Here is a 12538-nt window from a genome sequence, read left to right as displayed (position 1 = left end):
ACGTGTTAAGTCAAATAAAAAAGAAATCTTTAAGAAATATATTCACTCATGTTTTTTATAAAGCGCGGAATAATTGCCAGTGTTATTTGCATAATAATAGCTATTATAGTCTTCCCGTACACCATCATCACTGATGACTTGTTAATAATACTTGGTGTTTTACTTCTTAAGTCCTCTTGTAATAAGCATACAATTATTTAATTGGTTATTGATAGTTTCAATTAAATTTTCAAAAACTGTACGAACAATAGTGCTTACGTAAATAGAGTAAATAATACACTAGACGATAGCCGATGATCGTTATTTAATGGCACAATAATCATTGTTAATTCCGGCTCGATGTTAATTATTCAGCTTTAATGATTATTATATTTCTTGTTATTAATAAGATATAGGAGTAAATAAAATGAATAAAGACTGGCATAGACAAGAAATTCTGGCTGCGATACGCAAGAAGAAAGGCTCTCTCTCTGCTTTATCTAGAGAAAGTGGATTATCACCCGGTACGCTCTCTAATGCACTGACACGCCCATGGCCCAAAGGTGAAATGATTATTGCAAAAGCGATAGGCATTTCTCCCGAAGAAATATGGCCTAGCAGATTTATTGATTATAGTGGATGCACCATTATAAGAAGGATAAGAAAAAATTAAATATTGAAGGAATATATAATGAAAGAAAAGCTATTAAAGTCAATTGAAATGCTAATAAGGTTTTGGGAGAACAGCTCAGAATATTGGGGGTAAAGGATAATCAATCACGGTTTGTTTATGCAAATCGTAGAGTTAATAAATTATTTAATGTCCCTGATAAATATTGTTTAGAAGGCCGATTAGATGGTGAGATTCCAACCCCCTCAGCCGAATTTCAAGAAGAATTTCAGGCACATGATCGCAAGGTCGAATTATTGCAAGATCGAGTAACATCTGTTGATATACAGCTATATGATGGTAACTCATATTTTACACCTTACTTCTGTGATAAATACCCACTCATAGATGAAAATGGCGTGTCACAGGGTATAATTTTTCACGGTAGACCTGTAACAGATACAATATTATCCCGTTTAAATAAGATAAAAGTCCCTACATCACTTATTTTTACCCCCCTTCTGATCTTTTCTCAAAAAGAGAGTGGGAAGTACTATTTTATATTTTGCATTCATTTTCAAGTACAGAGATTGCTAAAAAACTCCATTTATCACCAAGAACCGTGGGTAATATCATCCAAAATATCTATAGAAAATCGGATGTTTCGAGTAAGCGGCAGATGGTCGATTATTGTTATGAAAACAAAATCAATAATTATGTACCTCAAAGTTTTTTTGAATACTCAGGATCCTTCCCACTTATGTAAGGAAAATTTAAAATTAAGAGGACAATACATGGAAAAGTCACTGTTAGACTCGCTTAAAATGCTCATCCCATTCTGGGAAAGTAGCTCAGAAGCTTGGGGAATAAAGAACAATGAATCTGTATTCATCTATGCAAACGATAGGTTCGGTGAGTTATTAGGTTTGCCGGATAAATTTAATGTTGAAGGACGATTAGATGGGGAGCTTCCTGCACCAACAGCAGAGTTTCAAGCTGAGTTCCAAGAGCATGACCGCCAAGCCATTTTATCGCAAGAACGCGCAACAACAATTGAAATACACGCTTTTGAACGACGAACTTATTTTCAGCCCTATTTCTGCGATAAATATCCATTGATAGATGAAAATGGCCTATCCCAAGGGCTTATTTTTCATGCCAGACCAGTACAAGATATAATATTGACTCATTTAAATAAAATAAAAGTCCCAACATCTCTTATCTTTACCCCACCATCAGAATCATTCTCAAAAAGAGAGTGGGAAGTACTTTTTTATATTCTACATTCATTTTCAAGTAGTGAAATTGCTAATAAACTCCATTTGTCATCACGTACTGTCTGTAATATTACCCAAAAAATATACAGTAAAGCGGGTGTGACCAGTAAAAAGCAGCTAGTAGAATATTGCTATGAAAAGAAAATCAATAACTACGTTCCGCAGAGTTTCTTTGAATACTCAGGATCTTTTCCACTGATGTAGGATAAGGCGTATTTTAATTTAGGAGAGAAATATCAATGGATAAGACACTGTTAAACTCTCTCGAAACATTAATACGGTTTTGGGAGAATAGTTCTGAACCATGGGGAGCACGGGATAACCAATCAAGATTTATTTACTCAAATAAGGAGAACAATAAATTAATGGGATTACCTGATAAGTATAGTGTAGAGGGGCAGTTAGATGGCGAGCTTCCTACTCTGATATCGGAGTTTCAAACTGAATTTCAGGCACATGACCGTAAAGTTGAATTATCACAGGATCGAATAACCTCTGCTGAAATTCATAAGTGGTATGGACGTTCCTATTTTCAACCTAAGTTCTGCGATAAATACCCATTGATAGATAAAAATGGAATTTCTCAAGGGGTCATTTTCCATGTACGACCAGTGGAAGATACAATTTTAACGCATTTAGATAAAATAAAAGTACCAACATCACTGATATTTACCCCTCCATCTGATTTGTTCACTAAAAGAGAATGGGAGGTGTTGTTTTATATTTTACATACCTTTTCAAGTAAAGAGATCGCTAAAAAACTCCATTTATCATCACGAACAGTCTGTAACATTACCCAAAAAATATACAGTAAAGCGGGTGTGACCAGTAAAAAGCAGCTAGTAGAATATTGCTATGAAAAGAAAATCAATAACTACGTTCCGCAGAGTTTCTTTGAATACTCAGGATCTTTTCCACTAATGTAGGATTTTTATGCCGATTACGCATATTCTTTCACGCAATCGGCGGTTTTACTCAACACCACGTAGAAGTCAGCTAAAAGAGACTCCGCAAGCCGCTTTATTGCCCCGCTACGCTATGTACTTCACCATGTTGCATCGTTTGATTAACGTGCTGCCCGTGGCTATCTGTGGCTTCTAGAGAGCCACTAACAGTTGGTTTCAACGGTGTATCTGCGACCAAATTACCCTTTATCTGTAATTTCAGATTACCAAGCCCTTGTAGTGGTAATGCTGGCCAGCCCCAGTTTTGCAGAATATTAAGGTCAACGGAACGGCCAGTCAGCGCCAGAGATAAGTTCCGTGCTGGTGTTTGATCAATATCACCACTAGCCTCAAGTAACCCCTCTTTGGTGAAAGCACTTAAATCACTAAATGTAATTTGCTGTTCATTGGCACTCAAAGCAAGTGATGGACGGCGCACATCATTTTTATTAAATGTCGCATTTCCAGCATTCAACATCAGTGAACCAGACCACATACCCCACTGATGATTTTTTGCCAATTGTAAGTTAGATCCTGCGGCATCCAGCGACGTAATCTGGAACGGGAAGTCAGGGCTAATATCAATTAACAAGTTACGGTTAGCACTTAATTTACCAACGTATACCTCTGACAGCCAATTAGGCAGTGTCTGTTGCCATTGCTGTTTCCAATCGGCAGGCAGGGTATAAACCAACGCAACCAGCGTTAATTCATCCAGTTGTAGGCGATGGGTCTCTCGCGCCCAACTCCCCTGAGTTCTTAATAGACCATCCTGCCAGCGGGTTGAAAATTGGTTAATATTCACGCCAGCGGGTGATAAGGTAAATGTCGCAATCGGGTCAATCAGATGAACATTACCTTTAATAATATCACCGGCATTAAAGGACAATTCCCCATCATCACTTTGCCAGTCACCTTGTTTGAAGGTGATATTTTTTAGCATCAAATCTAAATCATTAAATGCCCAGTTTTTCCCTTCAACGCGCGCATCAATTAAATCGAAGCGTTTTAATGTGATTGGTGGCAGTTTTAAAAACGTATTCCAAACATCCTCTAAGGTGGCTGGTGTTTGTAGGCGAATATTACTCAAGCGCAAGCGATCGATTAACCAACTACCGTCAGCCGATTGGCTCGCATTGCCAGTGAGTTCCCCTTGTGCAATATCGGCCCCAAAATTATTCAGCGTAAGTGCATTTTGCTGTATTGAACCTTGCAGATAAAGTTGCTGGGCGGTGATGCCATTAATGTTCAACGAACCCGCACTGAATTGAAATTGGGCATTTTCGCCTAAGCTATTACCCGGCATAGGTTGCCAAGGGACAAGGCCACCATTCACTTGCTGGCCGACAACTTTCCACTGGCCAGTCGCGCTTTTTGGCTCAATTGTGGTATTCAGGGCCATATTAGTCAGCTGTAAAGTATCAGCCTGCAACGGTAATGGTGATGTGCTGTTATTCAGCGTTAAGTTGCCATTTTGCAACGTCAGGCTGAGAAGATGGCGAGGTTCGGTTAGTTGCCGCCAACTCAAACCAAAGAGGGCCTTTTGTGCAACAAGGAAAGGTGGCTGATTGGCGCGGCCCAAAGTGACATCAGTAAAACTGATTTGCCCAGGTTGGGACCATGAGTGATCTATTTTCCCCAGAGAGAGGCGATATTCGCTGTTATCACTAACCCAACGGCTGAACCAGCCAGCAGCCCAACTGGTCTGAAGTAATACGTAACACAGCACTACAGACAGCACTAGTAGCAATAATAACGTTAGCAGCACTTTCCCGAGAAATTTCATCCGGTTTTTCCACGCCTGTCGGTATACGGAACCCTGTTTATGCCGCAAATTGTCCATTAGCTCAATAGACAATCAGTTATCGGAGCATAAAAAAATGGCCGGTATCATTTACGACCGGCCATTTCAGTGATGCGTGAACGAAAAGATTATTTTTCTTGTGGGAAGAGGAGGTTAAGTACAATGGCAGTAATACCACCGGCCGCAATCCCAGAAGAAAGTAAAGTTTTGACCCAGTCAGGAGCAAATTGCAGAATCAATGGCTGTTGTGCCACACCCATGCCAACTGCCAATGATAGCGCCATAATCATAATCGCGCGGCGATTAAGGGTCTCACGTGACACGATACGCACGCCGGAGGCTGCAATGGTGCCGAACATCACGAGAGTTGCGCCGCCCAGTACAGGCTCAGGAATATGTTGCACAAATCCCGCCACTGCTGGGAATAAACCCAGAACAATTAGCATCAGTGCCACAACAAAACCGACATAACGGCTGGCAACCCCAGTCAACTGGATCACGCCATTGTTCTGACCGAAACAGGAGTTAGGGAAGGTGTTGAACACGGCTGATAACATGGAATTCAAGCCATTCGCCAAGACACCGCCTTTCAGGCGCTTCATATACAGCGGGCCATGTACCGGTTGCTCTGATACATCGGAGGTCGCCGTAATGTCTCCAATGGTTTCAAGTGAGGTCACCATGAAGATAAGCATCAGGGGGATCAGCAGGTTCCAGTCAAAAGACAGACCATAATACAGTGGTGTTGGGATAGTAATCAGAGCGGTGTCGACGACTGGGCGACTTTCCGGCAACATGCCCAGCGTCCAAGCCAACAGATACCCCACCGCCATGGCGATAACTAAAGAAGCTACACGCAGATACGGATTGCGCTGGCGATTGAGTAAAATAATGACTAACAACACTGCGCCGGCTAATAACAGATTTTTCGGGGCACCAAAGGTATGGTCGCTCATCGCACCATAACCACCGCCAATAGATGTTAGCCCAACCTGAATTAATGACAGACCGATAATCATCACTACAATACCGGAAACCAACGGCGTGATAATTCGGCGTGCCAGATGCAGGAAGCGGGAGAGGATGATTTCAGTGCAGGATGCGACCATTAAAGTGCCGAACAACGCAGCCATCATAGTTGGGATATCTGCCCCACCATTTTTTAGTGCCAGTCCCCCCATGATCAGTGGAGAAACAAAGTTAAAGCTCGTGCCCTGAATCGATAACAAACCTGAGCCAACTGGCCCCCAGGTTTTAATTTGTAACAGTGATGCCAGACCGGATGCAAACAGCGACATACTGATAATCCGTTGGGTATCTTCCGCTGGCAATCCCAATGCCTGACAAATCAATAGGCCAGGAGTTATCACTGCGACAAACATGGCTAATAAGTGCTGGCAGGCGGCAAACAGTGTTTGGGCCAGTGGTGGGCGGTCTTCTAAGCGATAAATAAGTTCACTAGGGCGAGTTGTTGCCTGTGATGGCGTATCAAGTTCGGCGGATTGCGTAGACATGGAGTGGCATTCCCGGATCGGCAAAGAGGGCATTTTAATGATCCGCTTCACAAAAGCAATCGGTTGCGCTGTATTTTGTTAAATATTTATCTCTGGCAAGATTCTCTTTTTTTCTATTACAAAACTTGTAATTCGTGGCGTTTTTTTTTCTAATCCCCTTCTACTATTTTGGCGTTTATTAAGGAACCGTCTAACGTCATATTTTTATTCGATATTTTAATCGCATGGAGTACCAAGATGTTTCATCTCGATACCTATGGCACGCTTGTTGCGGCCTGTCTGGTTTTATTGTTAGGCCGAAAGCTCGTAAAAACCGTTCCTTTTCTCAAAAAGTACACTATTCCTGAGCCGGTTGCCGGTGGGTTGCTGGTGGCTTTTATGCTGCTATTGATGCAAAAGACCCTCGGTTGGGAAATCAGTTTTGATATGTCGCTGAAAGATCCCTTGATGCTGGCATTCTTTGCAACTATTGGTCTAAATGCCAATCTGGCCAGTTTACGTGCTGGTGGAAAGGCCTTGGGCGTCTTCGTATTTGTCGTCGTCGGTTTACTCTTGATGCAGAACGCGATTGGTATTGCGCTCGCAAAATTGATGGGGTTAGACCCACTGATGGGGTTATTGGCCGGTTCAATTACGTTATCAGGTGGGCACGGCACGGGGGCTGCCTGGAGTAAAGTTTTCGTTGAGCGTTATGGCTTTGAAAATGCAACTGAAGTTGCCATGGCCTGCGCGACCTTTGGTCTCGTGCTGGGCGGATTAATTGGCGGCCCGGTTGCCCGCTATCTGGTCAAGCACTCTTCCACACCAGACGGCACACCGGAAGATAGCGAAGTGCCTTCCGCGTTTGAAAAACCTTCTGCCGGGCGCATGATTACCTCGTTGGTATTGGTCGAAACCATCGCCATGATTGCCATTTGCTTAATGGTTGGCCAAGTGATTGCCAGCGGGTTGCAGGGCACAATGTTTGAATTGCCGACCTTTGTCTGTGTGTTATTTGTTGGGGTTATCCTCAGCAACACATTGTCAACGATAGGTTTTTATAAGGTTTTTGATCGCGCGGTATCAATATTAGGTAACGTCAGTTTGTCACTGTTTCTGGCGATGGCACTGATGAGCTTGAAACTGTGGGAGTTGGCCTCGTTGGCACTGCCGATGCTCGTTATCTTGTCGGTTCAGGCATTGGCAATGGCGTTGTACGCTATTTTTGTCACTTATCGGCTGATGGGTAAAAACTATGATGCAGCTGTGTTGGCGGCAGGGCATTGTGGTTTTGGTTTAGGTGCAACCCCCACCGCTATTGCCAATATGCAGGCAATAACTGACCGTTTTGGCCCGTCACATTTAGCTTTTTTGGTGGTACCAATGGTTGGCGCGTTCTTTATTGATATTGTTAACGTGATCGTGATTAAGCTTTATCTGTTGCTACCAATCTTCCCTGCAGTTGTGGGGTAATTGGCACTAAGGGCTGGTTTATTCACCAGCCCTAGACTCATTAATTAAATAGTTAGGCATTGGTATAACGGACTCGCTCCGGCAACCAACGCTCTATCAATGCCCGTGCATGTTCGGGATATTGTTGATGCAGGTGGCGAGCGACCCGCTGCACTTCGGGAATCATTGCCTGATCACGCAGTAAATCAGCCACTTTAAACTCGGCGCTGCCGGTCTGGCGTGTCCCTAATAATTCGCCGGGGCCACGAATTTCTAAATCTCTTTGTGCAATAACAAAGCCATCATTACTGTCACGTAACACTTGTAAACGCATCTGGGCAGTTTTACTCAGCGGCGTTTTGTAGAGCAACACACAGTGTGAGGCAACAGCTCCACGCCCAACACGGCCTCGTAATTGGTGCAATTGCGCTAATCCTAAGCGTTCTGGGTTGTCGATTATCATCAGGCTGGCATTGGGGACGTCAACTCCAACCTCAATCACCGTGGTGGCAACCAGTAACTGCAATTCACCCTGTTTAAAAGCCTGCATAACAGCCTGTTTTTCTGGCCCTTTCATCCGACCATGAACTAAACCGACCCTAATTTCTGGCAGGGCTACTCTCAATTCTTCACAAGTCACTTCGGCGGCTTGTGCCTCTAACAATTCAGACTCTTCAATCAAGGTGCAAACCCAGTAGGCTTGTCGGCCCTCTTCCAAACACGCATTTTTAACTCGCTGAATAACATCACTACGGCGAGTATCAGGAATGGCCACTGTCGTGACGGGTGTTCTGCCGGGTGGGAGTTCATCAATCACTGACGTGTCGAGGTCTGCATAAGCCGTCATAGCCAACGTTCGCGGAATGGGCGTCGCCGTCATAATCAATTGGTGTGGGTGGAAGCCTTGCTCCTCACCTTTTTCCCATAATGCGAGACGCTGATGAACACCAAAACGATGTTGCTCATCAATAATTACCAGCGCTAATCCGGAAAACTGAACTTGTTCTTGAAACATAGCGTGAGTGCCGACAACCATGGAAACCTGACCGCTGGCGACAGCTTCTTGTTGTGCCAGCCGTGCTTTACCTTTTTGTTTCCCAGCCAACCAGCCAACTTCTAGACCTAATGGTTCAAGCCATTGACGAAAAGTTGACGCGTGTTGCTCCGCCAATAATTCGGTAGGTGCCATCAATGCCACTTGTTTGCCGTGAGCAATTGCCCGTAGAGCCGCCAGTGCAGCAACCAACGTCTTCCCTGACCCCACATCCCCTTGAATCAACCGCATCATGGGGAAGTTATGTGTCATATCTTGCTCGATTTCTGCCACTACCCTCTGTTGGGCGCGGGTTGGCGTGAACGGTAGGGCTGACAGGAAGCGTTGTTTTAGCTGCTCATCTGCTAACAGGGGCAGTGCTCGATAACTTTGCGCACCAGCTCTGACCGCCAGCATACTGAGATTATGGGCCAGTAACTCCTCCATAATCAGCCGCCGTTGGGCAGGGTGCTTGCCTTGCTCTAAATCAAGCAGTTGAATATCGGCTGGTGGACGATGCAGGGTATGAATAGCTTCTGGTAGGCTGATCAGAGAGCGACTCAGCTCAATGGGGAGTAACTCAGCAATAACACAGGTATCCAGCATGGCTAGTGCCTGATCGATCAGTTTACGCAAAGTGGCCTGACGAATCCCTTCCGTTGTGGGATACACGGGGGTTAGTGATTCCTGCAATTCGACGCCAATATTCTCTCCATGCACCCGATATTCAGGGTGAATGATTTCCGGCCCCGTATTACCCCGCTTGGCTTCACCATAGGCAATAACATGCTTGCCCGGAGACAAGCTGTTTTTCATTGCAGCATTGAAGTTGAAAAAACGCAGGGTAAGAACGCCAGTACCGTCGGAGATTTGGCAGGTCATCATTCTTCGACGACCAAAGCTGATATCGGAACGCAAAACCTCACCCTCGACCGTCACTGAAAGTCCGGGCATCAGATCACCAATACGGTATAGGCGGGTACGGTCTTCATAACGTAGTGGCAGGTGCAGCAACAGGTCTTGAATGGTTTCCAGACCCATTTTAGCCAGTTTCGCAGCCTGACTTGCGCCAACACCGGAAAGTGTACTGAGGGGTACGGCATCCAGTAGGCGGCCTTTCATTTAAGACTCCGTGGATTGCATGGCTGACCACCATTGCGCATCGGCAATGACCTGACCTTGCTCATCAATATGGGGTCGGGGAAGCCCTTTGCGTTTAGCAACTTGTGCCAACACGGGGTAACCACCTTCAAACAAGAGTCGCTGCTGCTCATCTTCGGGTAAAACACTCTGCGTTCGCTGATACATACCTGCATTTTGCCGTTGCCGCTGTGCCTCATACAAAATCAACGCGGAGGCTACCGACACATTTAGCGATTGAACCATGCCGATCATCGGAATAATGATGTCCTGATCAGCCAGTGCCAGCGCTTCTTGAGATATGCCGGTCTTTTCCTGCCCCATTAAAATACAGGTAGGGCGGGTATAGTCGATTTCACGAAAATCAACAGCTTTATCAGAAAGATGAGTGGCTAGAATTTGCATGCCTTGCGATTTTAGATGAACAATGGCATCGGCAATATGAGAATGTGTCTTAACCTGAACCCAGCTATTGCTGCCGGCAGCCGAAGAGAGCCGGGTATACATTTGAGTTGTTGGCCAAATGGCATGTACTTGATGAATTCCGACGGCATCAGCAGTACGAATAATCGCGGATACATTATGGGGTTTATGCACTTGCTCCAGACAGACCGTCAGATCCGGCTGTCTGGTCGCAAGCATTTCACAAATCCGCGCGTAGCGTTGAGGATTCATAGGCGTTAATTACGATTACGGCTGACTTTAACCACATCTGGCATGATACGAATCTTACGCATAATGTTAGCCAGATGGACTCGGTCACGAGTAGTCAGGCGAATGAAGGCGCTGTATACCCGGCCATCTTTCTCTTCAGTATTCAGACTCTGAATATTAGATTCCGCTGCATTAATTGCCGCAGTGAGATTTGCCAGAGCACCTTGCTGGTTGAACATATCGACTTTAATTTCAGCAATAAACTCTTGCTCAGTCTCTTGATCCCATTCAACCGCCATAAACTTCTCTGGTTCTTTTTGGTAACCACGAATATTGCGGCAGGATTCGTGATGGATAACCAAACCTTTACCCGGACTGATATGGGCGATAATTGGGTCACCTGGAATCGGACGGCAGCACTTGGCGAAGGTAATCAGGACGCCATCGGCCCCTTTGATTGCCAGATTACGCGTACCGGAGGAGGTGGTTGCAAGTGTTGATGGGTCACCCAACAGATTTTTAGCCACGACCACACTCATTGCATTGCCTAGACCAATTTCTGCCAGTAAATCATCCAGCGTAGCCAGCTTCATGCGATCCAGCTCTCGCTTGATATTTTCTTCTGAAATATCAGAAAGTTTTCGGCCATTCCCCAAGGCATGATTCAGTAACCGACGGCCAAGGCTGACCGACTCATCACGCTTAAGGTTTTTCAGTAATTGACGAATTTTGGCGCGCGCTTTCGAACTGACGACAAAATTCAGCCAAGCAGCATTTGGGCGCGCACCCGGAGCGGTAATGATCTCCACAGTTTGGCCGCTGCTCAGTGACTGAGAAAGTGGGTATGGCTGACGGTCAACACGAGCGCCTACACAAGCATGGCCGATATCGGTATGCACAGCATAAGCAAAGTCGACAGGCGTTGCGCCAGCAGGTAATTCAACAATGCGTCCTTCCGGGGTGAAAACATAAATCTCATCTGGGAAGAGATCAGATTTTACACTTTCAATAAATTCAAATGAGCTGCCCGCACTTTGCTGAAGTTCCAGCAAACTTTGCATCCAGCGCTGGGCGCGGATTTGTGCGGTAGTACCGGATTCACCTTGCTCTTTATAAGCCCAGTGCGCAGCAACCCCCATTTCGGCCATCTGATCCATATCTTCAGTACGGATTTGCACCTCTACCGGCACCCCATGAGGGCCGATTAATGAGGTATGCAACGATTGATAGCCGTTAGCCTTAGGGATGGCGATATAGTCTTTTACGCGGCCCGGACGGGGTTTATACAGGCTGTGAGCCTGACCCAGTACACGGTAGCAAGTATCGACTTCTTTAACGATAACTCGAAAAGCATAGATATCCATGATGGAGTGAAAACGCTGCTCCTTCAGGTTCATCTTGCAATAGATGGAATAGAGATGCTTTTCACGACCACTGACCCGACAAGGGATACCCGCCTCTGTAAGACGCCCTTCAATCTCCGCTAGGATTTTCTGAATCATCTCTTTGCGGTTACCGCGTGCGGCTTTCACCACTTCTTTAATGACACGGTAGCGATTGGGGTAGAGCGCTTCAAAACCCAGCTCTTCGAGCTCGGTTTTTAAATGGTGAATACCTAGCCGGTGGGCAAGGGGGCTATAGATTTCAAGGGTTTCGCGGGCAATACGACGGCGCTTATCCGGGCGTAACGAGCCCAGAGTTCGCATATTGTGTGTGCGGTCAGCCAGCTTGATCAAAATGACGCGGATATCCTGCACCATCGCCATGATCATTTTACGGAAGTTCTCCGCCTGAGCTTCTTTCTTGTCACGAAAATTCAGTTTATCGAGTTTAGAAACACCCTCGACCAGCTCGGCTACGCTTTTCCCAAACAATTGCTCCATATCTTGATATGTCGCAGGGGTATCCTCGATGACGTCATGCAACAGTGCCGCCATTAAGGTTTCGTAATCGAGCCGCATCTCCGCGAGAATACAGGCCACAGCAACCGGGTGAGTGATATAAGGCTCACCACTGGAACGTGTCTGACCCTCGTGAGCATCACGTGCGACAAGATATGCCTGTTTGAGGCGCTTAATCTGCTCCTCTGGCAGGTAACGTTGAATCAGCAGATTCAGGCTTTCAAACAGGTACAAAGCAGACTCGCTGTCTA

Annotated in this window: 9 protein-coding genes and 1 pseudogene; 5 read left to right on the top strand and 5 right to left on the bottom strand. The window is 45.5% G+C overall.

From position 1 onward, the window contains the following. Positions 1-406: 406 nt before the first annotated feature. From ACIOG0_RS21600 to ACIOG0_RS21585, 4 genes and pseudogenes are all read left to right on the top strand, one after another. Positions 407-652, top strand: coding sequence for a helix-turn-helix transcriptional regulator (locus ACIOG0_RS21600; protein WP_050101124.1), 246 nt, complete (start codon positions 407-409; stop codon positions 650-652). An 18-nt stretch (positions 653-670) separates the two neighbouring features. After that, positions 671-1355 (top strand): annotated as a pseudogene (locus tag ACIOG0_RS21595) (helix-turn-helix transcriptional regulator). A gap of 28 nt (positions 1356-1383) precedes the next feature. After that, complete coding sequence (locus ACIOG0_RS21590; protein ID WP_050101122.1) at positions 1384-2070, top strand: helix-turn-helix transcriptional regulator; 687 nt, start codon at positions 1384-1386, stop codon at positions 2068-2070. A 35-nt stretch (positions 2071-2105) separates the two neighbouring features. Then, complete coding sequence (locus tag ACIOG0_RS21585; RefSeq protein ID WP_128451817.1) at positions 2106-2792, top strand: PAS and helix-turn-helix domain-containing protein; 687 nt, start codon at positions 2106-2108, stop codon at positions 2790-2792. A gap of 94 nt (positions 2793-2886) precedes the next feature. Here the strand turns inward: ACIOG0_RS21585 and ACIOG0_RS21580 are convergent, their stop codons facing one another. Then, a complete protein-coding gene (locus ACIOG0_RS21580; protein ID WP_145581961.1) occupies positions 2887-4596 on the bottom strand; it encodes an AsmA family protein in 1710 nt (569 codons plus the stop codon). A 146-nt stretch (positions 4597-4742) separates the two neighbouring features. Next, positions 4743-6128 (bottom strand): NCS2 family protein, encoded by a 1386-nt coding sequence (locus ACIOG0_RS21575; protein WP_050101119.1) that lies wholly within the window; start codon positions 6126-6128, stop codon positions 4743-4745. Between the two features lie 237 nt (positions 6129-6365). Here ACIOG0_RS21575 and gltS point away from each other — a divergent pair, with 237 nt between their 5' ends. After that, a complete protein-coding gene (gltS, locus tag ACIOG0_RS21570) occupies positions 6366-7580 on the top strand; it encodes a sodium/glutamate symporter (RefSeq protein ID WP_050101118.1) in 1215 nt (404 codons plus the stop codon). Positions 7581-7632: 52 nt separating this feature from the next. Here gltS and recG read toward each other — a convergent pair whose 3' ends face one another. From recG to spoT, 3 genes are read right to left on the bottom strand one after another with little or no spacing between them, the layout of a single operon-like run. Beyond that, a complete protein-coding gene (recG, locus tag ACIOG0_RS21565) occupies positions 7633-9714 on the bottom strand; it encodes an ATP-dependent DNA helicase RecG (protein WP_050101117.1) in 2082 nt (693 codons plus the stop codon). Continuing rightward, a complete protein-coding gene (trmH, locus tag ACIOG0_RS21560) occupies positions 9715-10407 on the bottom strand; it encodes a tRNA (guanosine(18)-2'-O)-methyltransferase TrmH (RefSeq protein ID WP_050101116.1) in 693 nt (230 codons plus the stop codon). A gap of 5 nt (positions 10408-10412) precedes the next feature. After that, positions 10413-12521, bottom strand: coding sequence for a bifunctional GTP diphosphokinase/guanosine-3',5'-bis pyrophosphate 3'-pyrophosphohydrolase (spoT, locus tag ACIOG0_RS21555; protein ID WP_050101115.1), 2109 nt, complete (start codon positions 12519-12521; stop codon positions 10413-10415). Positions 12522-12538 lie beyond the last annotated feature (17 nt).

Source organism: Yersinia vastinensis (genome assembly GCF_044905075.1).
GTDB lineage: Bacteria > Pseudomonadota > Gammaproteobacteria > Enterobacterales > Enterobacteriaceae > Yersinia > Yersinia vastinensis.
This window is presented reverse-complemented; position numbering and strand designations above follow the sequence as displayed.